Genomic DNA, 17,319 nt, shown 5'->3' with positions numbered 1-17,319 from the left:
CGCGCCCACCTGCCTGGGCGCCAGGATAGCCGCGCGAGCCCGCCCTCCGTGCAGGTTTCCCAGGACACACCGCAGCAAGGAACCGGCACGAGACACGGCCTGTCCCGAGGCCCTTCATGCGCACGCCCTGCCGGCAGCGCGAAGAGAGGCTCTCTTCGCAGCAGCAAGCATCTTGGGCTGCCGAACCCCATCGTGCAGCGCCCTGAGCGGATACGGCCGACACCAGGCGCGACGAGGAGGCGACCTGTCCCCGCGTCAGCGCGCGTCGTGGAAGATGATGCCCACCGTGTGCCGGTGACCGGAGCGGATGCGGCTGACACCGTGACGCATGTTGACGCGGTAGACGCCGCGAGTGCCCTGCACGGGGCGATGGTGGACCGGGAAGATGACGCCATCCCCCTGCCGCAGCGGCACGACCTCCACGCGAGACTGCATGCGGGGACGCTGCTCTGTGAGCACCAGCTCGCCACCAGCGAAGTCGCGCCCCGGCTCAGACAAGAGGATGGCCACCTGCAGCGGGAAGACCTCGTCGCCATAGAGGTCCTGATGCAGGCAGTTGTAGTCCCCTTCCCCGTACTGGAGCAGCAGCGGTGTCGGCCGGAGTTGCTCCGCCGCGTGACACCTCTGGAGATAAGCCGCGTGCGTCTCGGGGTATCGCACGTCGATGCGCAGCGCCTCGTTCCACCGATTCGCGATGGACGCGAGCCCGGGATAGAGCGAGGTCCGCAGTCGAGCCACGAGGTCCGGGAGCGGATAGGCGAAGTACTTGTACTCCCCCCGCCCGAAGCCATGACGCCCCATGACGACCCGACTGCGAAACGGCGCATCCTCGGGGTATAGCGCCGACAAGGCGCCGCACTCCTCGGGCGTGAGCAAGCCGCTCAGGGTGGCGCACCCGCGCGCATCCAGCTCCGCGCCGAGCCCGGTCCAGTCGAGCGCCTCCAGCTTCGTCTCCACCGACACGGCGCTGCGCATCGGCCGCGCACGAAGGGCTCGGGCACTCACGACGCCCCTCTCAGCTGGACTCCCGACAACCCCACCCTGCTTCTCCGCATGTGCCCACTCCCGTTCGTCACCGAGGCATGAAGCTCGCGCTCGGACACGGCTCAGGAATGACGCACGTGATGACGCAAGGCGACCCGGTTGTTGCGGTCAACCACCGCGCGCGGAGGCGAATTAGGCCCGCCCCCGCACGCGAGCACCCCGCCTGGCTTCAGCGCGGCGTCACCTTCAGCAGCTTGCCGTTCGAGTCGTCGGTGAGCAGGTACAGCGCGCCCTCCGGGCCCTGGACGACCTCGCGGATGCGGGCCTTCTGGTCCATCAGCAGGCGCTCCTCACCCACCACGCGGTCGTTCTCGAGCACCAGTCGCACGAGGGCCGTGCTGGACAAGCCGCCGATGAAGAAGTTGCCCTTCCACTCGGGGAACAGCGCACCGGAGTAGATGGTCATGCCCGAGGGCGAGATCACCGGGTCCCAGTAGTACACCGGCTGCTCCATGCCCGGGCCCTGGGTGGTCTTGTGGATGGGCTCGCCGGAGTATTCCTCGCCGTAGCCGATGGTGGGCCAGCCGTAGTCCTTGCCGCGCTCGATGAGGTTGAGCTCGTCACCACCGCGAGGCCCCATCTCCACCTCCCAGAGGCGTCCCTTGCTGTCGAGCGCCGCCGACAGGATGTTGCGGTGCCCCAGCGTCCAGATCTCCGGCCGCGCGTCCTTCTGCCCCACGAAGGGGTTGTCCTTCGGGATGGAGCCGTCCGGGTTGATGCGGACAATCTTCCCGAAGTCGCTCTTGAGGTCGCGAGCCTGGACGCGGCCCTCCATGATGGAGCGCTCGCCCAGCGTGACGAACAGCTTCCCATCCGGCGTGAAGACGAGTCGGCCACCCGCGTGCAGCGTGGACTCCAGCGTCGGCTCCATGCGGAAGATGACCTTCACGCCCTCGACCTTGGGCTTGGGTCCATCCACCAGCCTGGCGCGCGCCACCGCGAGGCCGTTGCCGCCCTTCCGGGGCTCGTAATAGGTCCAGTAGATGAGGCCACTGGTGCCGTAGTCCGGCCCCACCTCGACGTCGAGCAGACCGCCCTGGTTGCGACCATCCACCTTGGGCAGGCCCGCGATGGCCGGCGACTTCTTGCCCTCGGGCGTGACGATGAAGAGCTTCCCCGTCGGCTTCTCCGTGACGAGCATCCGCTTGTCCGGCAGGAACGCGATGGCCCAAGGCTTGTTGAAGCCGGAGGCGACCTCGGTGACCTGCAGGGCCGTGCGCGTGTTGACGGCGGGCGCGCGCGTCTGACCGGGGAAGGCCGGCTTGAATTCGGGGACGTTGGGCGGGGCCTGCTCGACGGGAGCGCCCGTCGGGTTGGGGCCCTGCCGAGGATCCGTCTGCTGACTGCCCTTTGCCTGCCCGGGGGCCAGGTTGCCGCCCTGGTCCGCGGGTTTGCCCGCGGGCTGTGCATGCGAGGTCCCCGCGAGGGTCAGCAGGGAAGTACAAGCCAGGGACGCCAACAGGGAACGCATGAGCACACTCCTCCAGGTGGGACGAACGGCGCGCAGCAAACACGAAGTGCCGCGAGCCTCGCGCGAAAAGGATGTGGGGATGTCGGACGGCGGACGCAAGCCGCCTCAATCCAGGGGCATCTCCTCGCGAATCCAGCGGGTCACCGAGTCATGGCGAGGCGCCCAGCCCAGCTCGCGCCGCGCGCGCTTCCCGCGCACCCGGCTGTTGGAGCCGAACGAGTAGCGAGCGTGGCCCTCGCCCCACTCGCGTGACGCCTCCTCCACGGACCAGGACCGCACCGGGCCCAGCTTCAGCCGCGCCGCGATGGCCTCGCCAATCTCCGCGTAGGACGCCTCGCCGTTCTCCACGAAGTAGAACGCCCCCGACGGGGCCTTCTCCAGCGCCAGCGCGTAGAGCGCCGTGACGTCGTCGATGTGGACGTTGGACCAGCGGTTGACGCCCTTGCCGACGACGCGCACCACGCCGCTCTTGCGAGCCTGCGCCACCAGCGGAGGAATCTGCACGCTGTCGCGGCTCAGGCCCTTCCCCGTGCCGTAGATCATCGTGTTGCACAGCACCATGCCCCGAGCCCCCGGCGCCGCGAGGACGCTGTTGTCGAGCGCGTGCCGAGCCTGTTTCTCGGGCTCGACGATGAACGGCGTGTCCTCGTCGAACACGTTGGGTGACAGCGCGTCGCCCTTCACGTCGTCGCCGATGACGCTGGAGCCGCTGGTGTGCAGCAGCGGCTTGCCCGAGCCCTTCACGCCTTCAATCAGGGCCCGGATGGCCTTCTCGTGGTCACTGCTCGCCGCGTTGATGACACCGTCCGCGCGCCGGGCCTCGGCCGTGAGCACCGCGACGTTGTCCAGGTCCCCCAGGACGGGCTCGACGCCGAGCGCCGCCAGCTTCCGGGCCTTGGCCTCATCGCGCACCAGTCCCCGAATCGAATGGCCCCGGGACTTGAGGTCCACGGCCAGCGAGCCGCCAATGAAGCCGGTGGCGCCAGTGATGAAGAGGTTCATCGTGAGGTCTCCAGGAAAGGAAGGGTCTCACTGTGCCGCGCCTGGAGCGGAGAGCCTCGGATTGATGCACGGGCCGGGCACGCCCCGGCCAGCAATGAACATCCCGACTGGAGCAGGTGGCCTGCGTCGAACAACGGCGCGACTCAGGGCGTGGGTGGAGGCTTCGGCGGCGTCCAGTCCAGCACCGACCCACAGCTCTTGCAGAAGCGCGCGTCCAGGTCGTGTCCCTGGTTGCCACAGCCGGGGCACGCCTGGGTGTCCACGGGGCCACGGGCGGCGGCGGCCAGCTCCACGGAGACGATGCCCGTGGGCACCGCGAGGATGCCGTAGCCCATGATCATCAACACCGACGCGATGAACTGCCCCGGAATCGTCTTCGGTGTGATGTCACCGAAGCCCACGGTCGTCATCGTCACCACGGCCCAGTACATGGCGCGGGGGATGCTGTCGAAGCCATGGGCCTCGCCCTCGACCAGGTACATGACGGAGCCCATGATGACGACCACCGTCAGGACGAAGCCGAGGAAGACGGTGATCTTCCCCCGGCTCGCGCGCAGCGCCGTCATGAGGATCTCCGCCTGCCCCAACAGGTGCCCCAGCTTCAGCACGCGGAAGACGCGCAGCAGGCGCAGCACGCGGACGACGAGCAACGTCTGGGCGCCCGGGAACAGCACGCTCAGGAACGAGGGCAGGATGGCCAGCAGGTCCACGAGGCCAAAGAAGCTGCGCGCATAATCCAGCGGACGGCGGACGGCGACGAGCCGCAGCACATACTCCGTGGCGAAGATGGCGGTGAAGGCCCACTCCGCGATGGAGAGCGCGGTGCCATGGCGCTCCCGCACCGGGGCGACACTCTCCAGCATCACCGCGATGACGCTGAACAGGATGGCCCACATCAGGGCCACGTCGAACGCCTTCCCCGCCGGTGTATCGGCCTCGAAGATGATGGTGTGGAGACGGGCGCGGAAGCCGCCCACGGGGCTCTGCTCGGAAGACCTGGACACGCAGGGCAGTCTAGACGCGGCGGCGCTCGATTCGAGAAACCTTGCGTCCCGACGTCACAACCGCCCTGCCCCCTTGGCGGAATGCGCCGGCTTCCGAGCGCGGCGGGTGCGCTTCACCTCATCCGCCCGGCACACGCGCACGCCCAGGAAGCGCTGGAGCTGGTCCAACGCCAGGTCATGGTCCCCGTCGCTCTCCGCCGCGCAGCAGTCGCTCAGCACGGTGATGTCGTACTCGTGCATGTGCGCGTCATGCGCGCTGAAGAAGACACACAGGTTCGTGGCCATCCCCGCCATCAGCAGCTTCTTCGTCCCCAGGTGCTCCAACAACGGAACCAGCGACGTCGCGAAGAACGCCGAGTGCTTCGGCTTGAGGACGAAGTAGTCCCTCGGCTCGGGCTTCAACGCCCGCGCCACCGGCCGTCCTCGAATCCCCTTGCGCGTGCAGTGCCGATAGACGTCCCGGAAGTTGCTGCGCCAGTGGTTGAAGTTGTCGTTGACGTAGATGACCGGCACCCCCGCCGAGCGCATCCGCCGGGCCAGCGGCCCCAGCCGCTCCACCATGCGCAGCGCCCAGGGCAGCACCTTCTCCCCGCCCGGGAACTCCAGGTCATTGATGACGTCGATGATGAGCAGCGCCGTGTCCGAGCGCCGCTCCTTCGTCGCGCGCGCCTTCCCGCCGGACCGTGCCCCTGACTTCGCCACGTGCACCTCCTGGCGGCCAAGCTAGGCACTCCCCCCGCACGCCGGCACCTTTCGTCCAGAACCGTGCACCCCGCCCCCAACACGAGAGGTCGCCTTCCCCCTGAGAAGACGGCCCCTCGCGGGCCTACGGTCACGCGCGCATCGAGCGCGCGAACCCGCTCGGGGAACACCCGGCGTGACGCGAGAACGCGACGCTGAAGGCGCTTGCCGACTGGTAGCCGATCCTCTCGGCGAGCTCGGCGAGGGGCGTGTGCTCGCGAAGCAGGACGTCCTTGGCGATCGCGATGCGCCACTCGAGCAGGTACTCCATCGGAGGCATGCCCACCGTTCTCGCGAATCGCTCGGCGAACACCGCGCGCGACATGCCGGCGACACGTCCGAGCTCCGCGACGGTCCACCGGTGCGCGACGTCGGCATGCATCTTCCGAAGGGCACGCGCAAGGTCAGGGTCAGCGAGGCCAGCGAGCAAGCCCGTCTCCCGCCCCGCCGCTTCCGCGGGTCGAAGGCGCAGCGCCTCGACGAGCAGCACCTCGACGAGCCGCTCGAGGATCAGCGCACGCCCCGTTCGACGGGTCGCCGCCTCGTCTGCGATGAGCTCGACGAGCCGCCGCAGACGCACGGCACCGGGATCATCGCGGCGGATGAGGATCATCACGGGCAGGAACTTCTCGAGGAGACTCGCGTTCGCGCGGTCCACGAGGAAGTAGCCGCCGAGCTGGCGCATCGTCGGGCGGCCCGTGGGCGTACCGTGCCGTAGCTCGTTGCCGTCCGCCGCGGTGATGAGCCTCGGCTTCAGCCCCTGGGCGCTCGACATCGTGAAGCCCGGCGTCGAAGGCAGGAGCACGAAGTCGCCCTCCTCGAGCTGCACCCCGTCGACGCCGTCGACATCAAGGAAGCATGTTCCTTCCAGCATGATGCAGAAGCCGGGCTCGTTGTGCGCCGGGTACCGCACACTCCACTGCCCCGCGCCGCTGATGACCTTGGGCAAGACTGTCTGCGGACGGAGCAGGGAGATGACAGCCGCGAGCGGGTCGGAGGATTCGTGCGTGGGCGGCGGCATGTCGGACGCTGGCGAACGTTTTGCCATTTCGACATCATACATCGTCTTCACTCCTCAGCACGAGTTCGGTGATCTCCGGCGGAACGCCGAGCCGCATGGGTGGCCCTGAGTGGCCCGTGCCTCGGCTGACGTAGACGAGCGTGTCTCCTACCCTGCGGAGCCCATCGACGACGGGCTGCCCCGCCCGAAGCAGCCAACGCAGTGGCCAGAACTGGCCTCCGTGAGTGTGCCCGGAGAGCTGCAGGTCGACGCCGTGCCGCACAGCCTCCTGAACGGCCTTCGGCTGGTGCGCCATGAGGATGAGCACCTTGCTGCGGTCGCGGCCCTCGACGGCTCGCGCGAGATCGGGGCCATGGCCGACGTCGAAGTGCGCCGCCTCGTAGTCATCAATACCCGCGAGGTGGAGGACCTGTCCGGCGCGCTCGAGGGCGACGTGCTCATTGCGTAGGACTCGGACGCCGAGCTTGCCAAGATGCTCGCACCACTCGGGCGCATCCGCGTGGTACTCGTGGTTCCCGGTGACGAAGAACGTGCCGTAGGTCGAGGTGAGCGCGGCAAGCGGCGCGATGTCGGCCGCGATGTCCGCGACGCGGCCGTCCACCAGGTCGCCCGTGATGAGCACGGCGTCGGGCGCGAGGGCGTTCACTTGCGAGACGACCTCCTCGAGGAACGCGCGCCCGAGCGTCTGGCCGATGTGCAGGTCCGAGAGCTGGACGAGGCGCAGCCGATCAAACTCTCGCGGCAGCTTGCGCAGGGGGATTTCCACGCGTTCGACACGCACCCTGCGGGCTTCATGCGCGGCCAACGCAGCCGCGCCGAGGCCCATCACCAGGACGACAGCCGCGCTCGACGCTCGGGACGTCGTGATGGGCAGCACCTCCATCACGGCCAACCCCATCGCGAGGAGCATGGAGGTGCCGAGCCAGAGGTAGATGGGCTCGAGCCACCAGACCGACCATCGATAGGGCACGAGCCGACTCGCGATCACGCCGAGCGGAACGCTCGCCGCGAGGAACACGAGGAGCGCCTTCAATCCGAACGCCGTCGTCGGCCCGAAGCCCACGTCGCGCACGAGCCGCGCCCAGAGGTAGTAGTGGATCCCGCCGACGATGGCGACGCCGGCGGGGAGGTACACGACGAGCGGAAGAAGGCGTCCCATGATGTCATCCGACCAGGCGCGGGAAGTCGCTGGGGACGGCGATGGTCTTGGTCTCAAGGTACTCCTCGAAGCCCTCGACGCCGTTCTCCCTGCCCAGCCCCGACTGCTTGTAGCCGCCGAAGGGCGCGTTCGGAGAGAAGAAGAAGGCGCCGTTGACGTTCATCGAGCCCGTGCGGATGCGACGGGCCACCCGCATCGCGCGCGACGGCGACGCCGAGATGACCGAACCCGAGAGCCCGTAGATGGAGTCGTTCGCGATGCGGACCGCGTCGTCGTCGTCATCGAACGGGATGACGACGAGCACCGGGCCGAAGATCTCCTCCTGCGCGATCGTCATCGAGTTGTCGACGTCGGCGAACAGGGTCGGCTCGACGAAGTAGCCCTTGCTGAGGTGCTTCGGCGTGCCGCCGCCCACCACGAGCCGAGCGCCCTCGGCCTTGCCTTTCTCGATGTAGGCGAGCACGCGCTCGCGCTGCCCCGCGCTGATCATCGGGCCCATGATGTTCTTCACGTCGGCCGGGTCACCGTAGGGCACGTCGCGGTAGATCTGCTCGAGGATCGCGATGGCCTCGTCGTAGCGGGAGCGCGGGACGAGCAAGCGCGTGTTCAGCACGCAGCCCTGGCCCGCGTTGGCGCAGACGAAGGCCGCGCCCGTCAGCGCCTCTGGGAACTTCGCGTCGTCGAGGACGATCATCGCCGACTTGCCGCCCAGCTCGAGCAGCGTGCGCTTGATGGTCTTCGACGCGCTCTCCATCACGCGACGTCCCGTGGCCGTCGAGCCCGTGAAGGAGATGACGTCGACGCGCGGGTCGGACGTGAGCATCGAGCCGAGCGAGCCGCTCCCCGTCGACGTCAGCACGTTGAAGGCTCCCGGAGGCAGGTCCGGGCACTGGGCCGCGACGCGACCGAGCATGGTCGCCGCCCACGGCGTATTCTGGGCCGCATTGAGGACCACCGTGCAGCCCGCGGCCAGCGCGGGGATGCACTTCTGCATGTTGGTCTGCACCGGCGCGTTCCACGGCGTGATGGCCACCACCACTCCGGCGGCCTCCTTGCACACCAGGCGACGCGCGGGGCCGCCGATGGGCGAGCCAAGGTCCTCGAGCTCGCGCTCGAAGTCGTAGGCCTCGAGGAGCTTCAGCGAGTAGTCGATGTCCGCCACCGGGCTGTCGAGCATCGGACCATGCGTGAACGCGAGGGGGCACCCGCTCTCCGCGACGACCTGACGCCGCCACTCCTCGCTGACCGCCTTGAGGCCATCACGCAATTGCGTCAGTGCGCGGATGCGCCTCGCGGTGTTGGTCGACCAGTCCGACTCGTCGAAGCAGCGGCGGGCAGCGGCGATGGCGCGGTCGCCATCCGCGACGGAGGCGGCGGCTACGACGCCGACGATCTCCTCCGTCGCCGGGTTGATGACGTCGTAGGTGGCGCCGCCCTCGGCCTCGACGAGGGTGCCGTTGATGAAGAGACGATGTTCCGCGTTGAGCTGTGACATGGTGTTCTCTCCTGGGTGTTGAGGTTGAAGTGGGTGCCGACGTCAGGCGACCTTGATGAGCGACGCCGACTTCGCGAGCGCGACGGCGTCTGGCCCGGCTGGAAAACGGAGCGTCCCGGTCTCATCGTTGGCCGCGCGCCAGATGGCCTCGGCCACATCGGACGCCGTCGTCGTGAGCCCCGGCTGCGCGAAGGCCGCGAAGATGGGCTGCGCGAACGCCTCGTAGGACTTGGGGATCAACCCCTGCATGCGCGTGGTGCCGTTCGCGGTGAAGCGCGTGCCCGGGCCGTAGCCAGGCTCGACGAGCTTCACCTTCACGTTGAAGGCGCCCAACTCGTGGGCGAGCGAGGCGGTGAAGCCCTCGACGGCGAGCTTGCTGGCCGTGTACACGGCGGCGAGCGGCATCGGCGCGAGCGTCACGCTCGAGGTCACGTTCACGATCACGCCCGCCCGGCGCTCGCGGAACCGAGGCACCGCGGCCTGGAGCACCGCCATGACGCCGAAGGTGTTGGTCTCGAAGACCTCGCGAATCGTCGACATGGGGGTGGCCTCGAACGCGCCGACGACGCCGATGCCGGCGTTGTTGACCAGCACGTCGATGGGCCCCGCCTGCTCGAGGGCTGCTGCGATGGTCTCGGGCTTCGTCACGTCCAACGCCAGGACGCGGAGCCGGTCGGACTTCGGCAGCTCGCCGAGCCGAGGGGTGCGCATCGTCGCGATGACATTCCAGCCCTGGTCGTGGAAGTAGCGGGCCGTCGCCTCGCCGTAGCCAGACGAGCAGCCGGTGATGAGAACAGTCTTGAGGGTCTTCGTGGTGTTCATGGAAATCTCCTTCGGTGGTTGGGGTTTGGGGTTCACTTCAGCCGCGCACGGAGCCGCCCACTGGGACGACATCCCGGTACTGCGCGGCGTCAGTCACGAGCGGCGCGAGCCTCGCGATCAGCGCCTGCGCCGACGCGCTCGCGAACGCCTCGGCGTGGGCCTCCTTCGAAGTCCAGCCCTCGGTGACGTCAATGACGTCGGGCTCGCTCGACGAGCGCCCCACGAGATAGACGAGGCAGTTCTCGTTGCTCGTCGGCGCTCCCGCGAGCAGTGCATCGATCAGCGCGTCGGCCCGCCCCGGACGAGCTCGCATCGTCGCATGGAAGCCGTGGGTCGCCTTCAGTCTTGCCTGGGGCATCACTTATCTCCTGGGTGAGCGTCGGAGCCGTCAGGGCCTCCGCGTTGTCCACACCCTCTCAATAAGCCCTTCTCCCCAAGACCATCTATAACGCGGCGTCTGAATCTCTTTCGAGATCGTCTTGGGCGTCGGAACCCGAGCAGCACGCCAAGGCGCACCAGCGCCGCTGGGGCACGTCGTTCCGAGCGCTGGCAGCCCGCTCCCGCGCAAGCGGCTCGGCGCAGGCCGTCCTGAGCCGCTACAGGCGGCGCAGCGAGGAGCTCGACGGTGAGCCGCGTGACGAAGTCCCTCGACGAGAAGGTGGAGGGCCTTCGCACCGATCCCTTCCCCTATCTGTACTTGGACGCCACCTTCCTGGACGCCCGGTGGGCGCGCACGGTGCAGAGCGGCTCGGCCCTGGTGGCCTACGGCGTGGGAGAGGATGGGAACCTGTTGGCCGTGCCCCTGGCTGGCAGCGCGTCGCAGGACTCCTGGCTGGAGCTGCTGCGGCAACTGCTCGCGCGAGGGGTGAGGGTTGTGCGGCTGGATGGACAGAATCCACTCCATCCGCCCAAGAGTCCCCTGGGCGTCGCCCTTCGCGCACCGAAGGGGCCATGACATGCACTGACGCGCTTCTTCATGGATGATGAGCAGCGCCGTGTCCGAGCGCAGCACCTTCGTCCAGAGCCATGCACCCCGCCCCAAACACGAGAGGCCGCCTTCCCCCTGAGAAGACGGCCCCTCGACCCCCGACAACTTCTGAGTGACTCAGTGCCCTTCCGCCCCCGTCGCTCCGGCGGGGATGGCCGGGGCCGCCCGCTCCTCGCCGCGCAGCGCGAGCTTCCGGATGACGATGTAGAAGATGGGCGTCAGCACCAGGCCGAACAACGTCACGCCGAGCATGCCCGCGAACACCGCCACGCCCATCGCCTGACGCATCTCCGCGCCCGCCCCCGTCGCCACCGCCAGCGGCACCACGCCCATGATGAACGCGATGGACGTCATCAGGATGGGCCGCAGCCGCAGCCGGCACGCCTCCAGCGCCGCCTGCACCACGCCCATCCCCTCATCCTCCTGCGCCCGGGCGAACTCGACGATGAGGATGGCGTTCTTCGCCGCGAGCCCCACCAGCACCACGAGGCCAATCTGCGTGAAGATGTTGTTGTCCCCACCCACCAGCCACACCCCGGCAATCGCGCTGAGCAACGCCAGCGGCACCGTGAGCAGCACCGCCAGCGGCAGTGACCAGCTGTTGTACTGCGCCGCCAGGATGAGGAACGCCAACAGGATGGCCAGCGGGAAGACGAACAGGCCCTCCTTGCCCGCGAGCTTCTCCTGGTACGTCAGGTCGGTCCACTCGAAGCTCATGCCGGCGGGGAGCGTCTCCGCCGCCAGCCGCTCCATCGCCGCCACCGCCTGTCCCGTGCTCACACCCGGCGCCGCCGCTCCGCTGATGTCCGCGGAGGGATAACCGTTGTAGCGCAGCACCTGGTCCGGCCCGAACGAGGGACTCACGTCCACCAGCGAGGCCAACGGAACCATGCCTCCCTGAGGATTGCGCACCTGCAGCCGGCCGATGTCCTCCGGCTCCATGCGGTGCTTCGCGTCCGCCTGCACGTTCACCTGGTACGTCCGACCGAAGCGGTTGAAGTCGTTCACGTACAGCGAGCCCAGGTGAATCTGGAGCGTCTCGAAGACCGAGCCCAACGGCACGCCCTGCTGCTTCGCCTTCACCCGGTCCACCTCCGCGTGGAGCTGCGGCACGTTGATCTCGAACCCCGACATCAACCCCATCACCTGCGGGTCCGCGGACGCACGCTGCACCAGGGCCTGCGTGGCCTCGTACAGCGCCTGCGAGCCCAGCCCCGCCCGGTCCTCCACCTGCAGCTTGAAGCCCGCCGTCGAGCCCATGCCCGGCACCGGCGGCGGCGGGAAGATGGCCGCGAAGCCCTCCTGCACGCCCATGAACTTCCCCTGGAGCTTCCCCGCGATGGCCCCGGCCGACAGCTCCGGCGACTGTCGCTTCTCGAAGTCGTCCAGGATGGCGAACACGACGGCCGAGTTGGGCGAGTTGACGAAGCCGTTGATGGAGATGCCCGAGAAGGCCACGACGTTGGCCACGCCCTTCTCCGCCAGCATCAGGTCCGACATCTTCTTCACCACCGCGTCCGTCCGCTCCAGCGACGACGCGGGCGGCAACTGCGCCAGGCCCACCAGGTAGTACTTGTCCTGCATCGGCACGAAGCCCGCGGGCACCTTCGCGAAGCCCAGCCACGTGAGCACCAGCAGGCCGCCGTACACCACGAGCGCCATTCCGCTGACGCGCACCACCCTGCGCACCAGGGACACGTAGCCCGAGGATGCCCGGTCGAAGAAGCGGTTGAACGGCCCGAACAGCCACCCGCCGAACGCCTTCTCCATGAAGCGCGTCAGTCCATCCTTCGGGCCGTGGTGTCCGCGCAGCAGCACACCCGCGAGCGCCGGGCTGAGCGTGAGCGAGTTGAACGCCGAGAGGAGGGTCGAGATGGCGATGGTCAGCGCGAACTGTCGATAGAACTGTCCCGTCAAACCACCCAGGAACGCCGTGGGAACGAACACCGCTGACAGCACGGAGGTAATCGCGATGATGGGACCGGTCACCTCCGTCATCGCCCTGCGGGCCGCCTCCTTCGGACTCACGCCCTGCGCGATGTGCCGCTCCACGTTCTCCACGACGACGATGGCGTCATCCACCACGATGCCGATGGAGAGCACCAGGCCGAAGAGCGACAGCGTGTTGAGCGAGAAGCCCAGCATCTGCATGATCGCCGCTGTTCCCACCAGCGACACGGGCACCGCCGCCAGCGGGATGATGGAGGCGCGCCACGTCTGGAGGAACAGCAGCACCACCAACACCACCAGCACCACCGCCTCCAGCAGCGTCGTCACCACGTTGCGGATGGACGCGCGCACGAAGAGCGTCGGGTCGTAGGCAATCTTGTACTCCATGCCCTGGGGGAAGGCCTCCTTCAGCTCCGTCATCCGCGCGCGGATGCCCGCGGACACGTCCAGCGCATTGGAGCCGGACGCCTGGCTGATGCCGATGGCCACCGCCGACTTCCCATCCAGTCGCGCTCGCACGGAGTAGGAGCTCGCACCCAGCTCCACGCGGGCCACGTCCCGCAGGCGCGTCACCTGGCCCTCCTCGCCCACCTTGACCACGATGTCGCGGAACTGCTCCTCCTCCGTGAGCCGGCCCTGCGTGGTGACGGTGAGCTGGAACGCGGACCGCTCGTCCGGCTGCTGGCCGATGACACCCGCGGCCACCTGCACGTTCTGCTCGCGGATGGCGGCCACCACGTCGCTCGCGGTGAGGCCTCTCGCGGCGAGCAACCTCGGGTCCAGCCAGACACGCATGCTGTACTCACCCGCGCCCAGCACGTTCACGCTGCCCACGCCGGGCACGCGCTGGAGCACGTCCCGCACCTGGAGCACCGCGTAGTTGGAGAGGAAGAGCGGGTCCTGCTTCCCCTCCGGGGACACCAGGTGCACCACCATCAGCAGGTCCGGGCTCGACTTCTCCGTGAGCACGCCCAGCCGCTGCACCTCCGCCGGCAGCCGCGGAATCGCGCGGGCCACCCGGTTCTGCACCTGCACCTGCGCGGTGTCCGGGTTGACGCCCATGCCGAAGGTAATCGTCACCGCCACCCGGCCGTCGCTCGTCGCCTGCGAGGACATGTAGAGCATGCCCTCCACGCCGTTGATCTCCTGCTCCAGCGGCGCGGCCACCGTCTCCGCGATGACGGCCGGGTCCGCGCCGGGATAGGCCGCTCGCACCACCACCGTGGGGGGAGACACGGCCGGGTACTCGCTCAACGGCAGCTGCAACAACGACAGGCCGCCGCCAATCAGGAGCAGCACCGACAACACGGCCGCGAAGATGGGCCGGTCGACGAAGAAGTGCGCGAACTTCACGGCCGCGCCCCCTCGGCGTGCTCGGAGCCGGCCATGGCGACCAGCGTGGGCGCCACCGCCATCCCCGGCCTCGCCAGGCCCTTGAGCACCACCTTCTCACCCGCCGCCAGCCCCGAGCGCACCACCCGCAGGCCGCCCTCCGTCGTCCCCAGCTCCACGCGCCGCTGCTCCAGCGTCTGGTCCGGACGCACCACCAGCACGTAGCGCCCCTTCTGGTCCGTGCCCACCGCCAGGTCCTGGATGAGGACCGTGGGCCGCGCCGCGCCCGTCTCCAGCCGCACCCGCGCGAAGAGCCCCGCCGTCAGCTTCCCGTCCGGATTGGGCAGCACCGCGCGCGCTCGCGCCGTGCCCGTCCCCGCCACCACTTGATTGTCCAGGAAGTCGAGCCGCGCCTCGCGCGGGAAGCCCTCGTCCCCCGTCAGCGCCACGCGCACCGGCACCGCGTTGACGCGCCCATCCTTCCCGCGCGCGCCGGACGTCGTGCCCGCGAAGCGCAGGTACGTGGCCTCGTCCACGTCGAAGTAGACGTAGAAGGGCTCCACCGAGACGATGGTCGTGAGCAGCGCGCCACTGCTGACCAGGTTGCCCTGCGTCACCACCGCCCGCCCCACCCGTCCACTCACGGGCGCTCGCACGCGCGTGTCCTGCAGGTCGACCTCCGCGCCTCGCACCGCCGCCTTGGCGGACTCGACGCGTGCACGCGACTCCGCGCGCTCCGCCGTCAGCACGTCGAAGTCACTTTGGGAGATGGCCTGCTCGGCGACCAGCTTCTCGCCGCGCTCGAACCGCTTGTCGGCCAGCGTGCGGCGCTCCTCGGCCTGACGCAGGTCCGCGCGCGCCCGGTCCAGCACGGCCTCGAAGGTGCGCGAGTCGAGCTGGAACAACACCTGCCCCGCCGTCACCAGCCCGCCCTCCGCGAAGCGCACCGAGTCGATGTAGCCGCCGACGCGAGGCCGCAGCTCCACGCTCTGCACCGCCGCCAGCGTGCCGGTGAACTCGGCGCTGTCGGCGACCTGCCGGGTGACGACCTCCGCGGCGACGACGGGGGCCGCCGCCATCTTCGCGCCACCACCACCAGCGGACGCATCCGCGCTCTCGCTCCGCGCAAGGACCAGACCACCGATTACGAGAGGGAGGGACAGGGCCCCTCCGACTGCTGCACGCTTCCAATTCATGGGGGACTCCGACTTCTTCCAAGGGTCGGGACACACCGGTGGCGTTCGCGCTCGTGCGCGCCCACCGCCGACGGTCCCTGAGTGACAGGACGAGGAACGACTTCACGGACGTCCGCCGTGCGGCGCGCGACGTCGCCGACGGGGGACTGGGGTGGCTCTAGGAATGCGTCTTCGAGGACATCTCCCGTGCGGCGCACGAGGTCGCCGACGGGGGACAGGGGTGTCTGGGGCTACGACTTCACGGACGTCTGCCGTCCGGCGCGCGAGGTCGCCGGCGGAGGACATGGAGGTGGCTGGGATTACGACGTCATGGACTCAAGCGGACAGGACGGGAGACGACGCGCACGTCACCCCTTCGGCGCAAGGGCCGCCGGAGGCGACACACTGGGGTGTGGAGGCACACGTCGACCCTCCGGTGCTTGCATCACCGATGGGAGGACGGCGGTACCTATCGAGGAGCTCGGAGCCGACGGCGCGACGCACCGGACCCGTGAGATGGCCCGGCCCTCCGCGCGAGGTCCGATGACGACGCTAACGACACATGGAGGGACAACAGCGTCCCGATGAACGGAACGCCCGAGGCGCGGCGCGCCTCACCGCCGAGGTAATTTGCAACATATCCCATTACTAATTGCCCGGCGCCCCGGAGCGCAACGCAATCTCGCGGGGCCTCACCTGCCGGGGACGGTGCAGCCCGGGGGCGGCGTCCACTCGCGCAGGGCGGTGACACGGGCATCCTGGACCTGGGCCACGCCCTCGGGGGCGTCGACCCGACTGACGGTGGTCGGACGGGTGAAGTCGAGCAGGTCCACGGGCACGGGGCGCGTCGGACAGCCCGCCTGGAAGGTCTGCTCGAGCGCCTCCACCAAGGAGTCCGCATGGTCATCGCCGGGGTCCGAGGCCTCGGGCCAGGTCAGATCTCCCGAGAGCGGCTCGCCACGCTCGGGAGGGAACCACGACCACCGGAGGACGGTCTGTCCGGTGTTGCCCCACACCACGCCCCCGGAGACGCCGCCCACGGTGGTGAAGTCGTCGGGGAGCTCCCGCCACTCGATGGCGAAGCCCTCGGGAACCCGTTGCCGGATGGGGGCGAGCCGCCGTACGTCGTCGAGTTCGCCCGACAACAGGAGCATCCACGTCAGCTCTCGCAGCCCGTCGCGACTCACCGTCCCCGCCGCCACGCGTGCCTTCCGGTTCGCGTCCGTGGTCTTCACGTCGACCTTGCCGATGTGCTCCGCGTCTTCGTACAGGGCCAGCTCGCTGCAGCTCTGCGACACCCACGCCGTGCCCGTGCCCAGGTGGTAGGCGCGCACCTCGTCGCAGAAGGAGTAGTGCCCGCGACGCCCGCGCAACACCAGCCAGCCCTCCGAGGGGACTCGCAAGCCCGCCAGCGGGAGCAGCTCCACCGAGGCCCCGAGGTTGGACAGGCACAAGCGCCAGGCGGGATATCGCCAGCGCTTGGACTTCTTGCGGGCCTCCTTCTCGCAGAACGCGGGTCCGAAGCCCTCATCGGCGGTGGCCGCATCCACGACGCTCGCGAGATGCTTCGCCTCTTTCTCCCGGTGGGCGGCGAAGGCCGCCTCGGCCCGGACGACCCAGGGCTCGGTCTCCCTTACACAGGCGCTGTCCCCCATGGCGCACAGCCACGGCGCGAGCTTGTGGTCCGGCTTCACCGTGTCGAGCATCAGCACCTCACGCACCGTCGGTGGCAACACCACCGTGCGGACGTCCGGCTTGCCCAGCTCCAGATAGGACTCCACCCACGTCCGCCCGCCCCGACGCCACCAGTCCTTCAGGGCCAGGAGCGAGACGTCCTCGGGCACCGGCTCGTCCACCTCGCAGCTCAGCTCGAAGCAGCGCGAGGACAAGAGCTCGCGCAGCGCCGCCACGCCCGGCTTGCCGTCGGCTCCGTCGGGCAGCGACTCCAGCTTCGCGTCCAGCGCGACGAGGCGCTCGTGGGCCGCGCTCCACTCGGGCGTGGTCTGGGGACACGGCACGAAGACCTTCGCGGCCGGCGCCGGCTTCGCGGACAGCAGCACACCCAGGAGGACGAGGAGCATGTGGCGCCCAGAATCGCGCAACTGACCGCCCCAA

13 protein-coding genes and 1 pseudogene are annotated in these 17,319 nt (G+C 69.1%); 1 reads left to right on the top strand and 13 read right to left on the bottom strand.

Annotated features, from left to right (window positions below):
• Window positions 1-255: 255 nt before the first annotated feature.
• From OWM54_RS34390 to OWM54_RS34345, 10 genes are all read right to left on the bottom strand, one after another.
• On the bottom strand, window positions 256-975 hold the full coding sequence (locus OWM54_RS34390; protein ID WP_267701189.1) for a 2OG-Fe(II) oxygenase: 720 nt from the start codon (window positions 973-975) through the stop codon (window positions 256-258).
• A gap of 238 nt (window positions 976-1,213) precedes the next feature.
• On the bottom strand, window positions 1,214-2,515 hold the full coding sequence (locus tag OWM54_RS34385) for a PQQ-dependent sugar dehydrogenase (RefSeq protein ID WP_267700191.1): 1,302 nt from the start codon (window positions 2,513-2,515) through the stop codon (window positions 1,214-1,216).
• A 105-nt stretch (window positions 2,516-2,620) separates the two neighbouring features.
• Entirely contained in the window at window positions 2,621-3,517 is an 897-nt protein-coding gene (locus tag OWM54_RS34380) for an NAD-dependent epimerase/dehydratase family protein (protein ID WP_267700190.1), read from the bottom strand.
• Between the two features lie 143 nt (window positions 3,518-3,660).
• Complete coding sequence (locus OWM54_RS34375; protein ID WP_223745595.1) at window positions 3,661-4,521, bottom strand: ion transporter; 861 nt, start codon at window positions 4,519-4,521, stop codon at window positions 3,661-3,663.
• A 54-nt stretch (window positions 4,522-4,575) separates the two neighbouring features.
• Window positions 4,576-5,223 carry a cysteine hydrolase family protein gene (locus OWM54_RS34370; RefSeq protein WP_223745594.1) on the bottom strand — a complete coding sequence of 216 codons (648 nt, stop codon included), beginning with the start codon at window positions 5,221-5,223 and terminating at the stop codon, window positions 4,576-4,578.
• Window positions 5,224-5,353: 130 nt separating this feature from the next.
• Complete coding sequence (locus OWM54_RS34365; protein ID WP_267700189.1) at window positions 5,354-6,325, bottom strand: AraC family transcriptional regulator; 972 nt, start codon at window positions 6,323-6,325, stop codon at window positions 5,354-5,356.
• Window positions 6,318-7,442 (bottom strand): metallophosphoesterase, encoded by a 1,125-nt coding sequence (locus OWM54_RS34360; protein ID WP_267700188.1) that lies wholly within the window; start codon window positions 7,440-7,442, stop codon window positions 6,318-6,320. The genes OWM54_RS34365 and OWM54_RS34360 overlap by 8 nt, the downstream gene beginning before the upstream one ends.
• A 4-nt stretch (window positions 7,443-7,446) precedes the next feature.
• Window positions 7,447-8,937, bottom strand: a complete 1,491-nt coding sequence (locus OWM54_RS34355; protein WP_267700187.1) for an aldehyde dehydrogenase family protein — start codon at window positions 8,935-8,937, stop codon at window positions 7,447-7,449.
• 42 nt (window positions 8,938-8,979) lie between these two features.
• Complete coding sequence (locus OWM54_RS34350) at window positions 8,980-9,759, bottom strand: SDR family oxidoreductase (protein ID WP_223784036.1); 780 nt, start codon at window positions 9,757-9,759, stop codon at window positions 8,980-8,982.
• Between the two features lie 37 nt (window positions 9,760-9,796).
• Entirely contained in the window at window positions 9,797-10,117 is a 321-nt protein-coding gene (locus OWM54_RS34345; protein ID WP_223745861.1) for a putative quinol monooxygenase, read from the bottom strand.
• A gap of 234 nt (window positions 10,118-10,351) precedes the next feature.
• Here OWM54_RS34345 and OWM54_RS34340 point away from each other — a divergent pair.
• Window positions 10,352-10,642, top strand: a pseudogene (locus tag OWM54_RS34340) (transposase); the annotation flags it as partial.
• Between the two features lie 222 nt (window positions 10,643-10,864).
• Here the strand turns inward: OWM54_RS34340 and OWM54_RS34335 are convergent.
• The 3 genes from OWM54_RS34335 to OWM54_RS34325 form a co-directional block, all read right to left on the bottom strand.
• The gene (locus OWM54_RS34335; RefSeq protein WP_267700186.1) at window positions 10,865-14,050 is read right to left on the bottom strand and encodes an efflux RND transporter permease subunit; all 3,186 of its coding nucleotides are present in this window, start codon (window positions 14,048-14,050) and stop codon (window positions 10,865-10,867) included.
• On the bottom strand, window positions 14,047-15,108 hold the full coding sequence (locus OWM54_RS34330) for an efflux RND transporter periplasmic adaptor subunit (RefSeq protein WP_223745588.1): 1,062 nt from the start codon (window positions 15,106-15,108) through the stop codon (window positions 14,047-14,049). The genes OWM54_RS34335 and OWM54_RS34330 overlap by 4 nt, the downstream gene beginning before the upstream one ends.
• Window positions 15,109-15,896: 788 nt before the next feature.
• A complete protein-coding gene (locus OWM54_RS34325) occupies window positions 15,897-17,285 on the bottom strand; it encodes a hypothetical protein (RefSeq protein ID WP_267700185.1) in 1,389 nt (462 codons plus the stop codon).
• Window positions 17,286-17,319: the final 34 nt, after the last annotated feature.

Source organism: Myxococcus sp. MISCRS1 (assembly GCF_026626605.1).
Classification (GTDB): Bacteria; Myxococcota; Myxococcia; order Myxococcales; family Myxococcaceae; genus Myxococcus; species Myxococcus fulvus.
Note: the sequence above shows the minus strand (reverse complement) of the source record. Positions and strands in the feature narration are given on the sequence as shown.

What these genes read in the sequence shown, in the direction of transcription:
- OWM54_RS34390 (WP_267701189.1), bottom strand. Translation starts at nt 975, where the DNA reads ATGCGCAGCGCCGTGTCGGTGGAGACGAAGCTGGAGGCGCTCGACTGG.
- OWM54_RS34325 (WP_267700185.1), bottom strand. Translation starts at nt 17,285, where the DNA reads ATGCTCCTCGTCCTCCTGGGTGTGCTGCTGTCCGCGAAGCCGGCGCCG.
- OWM54_RS34345 (WP_223745861.1), bottom strand. Translation starts at nt 10,117, where the DNA reads ATGCCCCAGGCAAGACTGAAGGCGACCCACGGCTTCCATGCGACGATG.
- OWM54_RS34355 (WP_267700187.1), bottom strand. Translation starts at nt 8,937, where the DNA reads ATGTCACAGCTCAACGCGGAACATCGTCTCTTCATCAACGGCACCCTC.
- OWM54_RS34350 (WP_223784036.1), bottom strand. Translation starts at nt 9,759, where the DNA reads ATGAACACCACGAAGACCCTCAAGACTGTTCTCATCACCGGCTGCTCG.
- OWM54_RS34380 (WP_267700190.1), bottom strand. Translation starts at nt 3,517, where the DNA reads ATGAACCTCTTCATCACTGGCGCCACCGGCTTCATTGGCGGCTCGCTG.
- OWM54_RS34330 (WP_223745588.1), bottom strand. Translation starts at nt 15,108, where the DNA reads ATGGCGGCGGCCCCCGTCGTCGCCGCGGAGGTCGTCACCCGGCAGGTC.
- OWM54_RS34365 (WP_267700189.1), bottom strand. Translation starts at nt 6,325, where the DNA reads ATGTATGATGTCGAAATGGCAAAACGTTCGCCAGCGTCCGACATGCCG.
- OWM54_RS34360 (WP_267700188.1), bottom strand. Translation starts at nt 7,442, where the DNA reads ATGGGACGCCTTCTTCCGCTCGTCGTGTACCTCCCCGCCGGCGTCGCC.
- OWM54_RS34385 (WP_267700191.1), bottom strand. Translation starts at nt 2,515, where the DNA reads ATGCGTTCCCTGTTGGCGTCCCTGGCTTGTACTTCCCTGCTGACCCTC.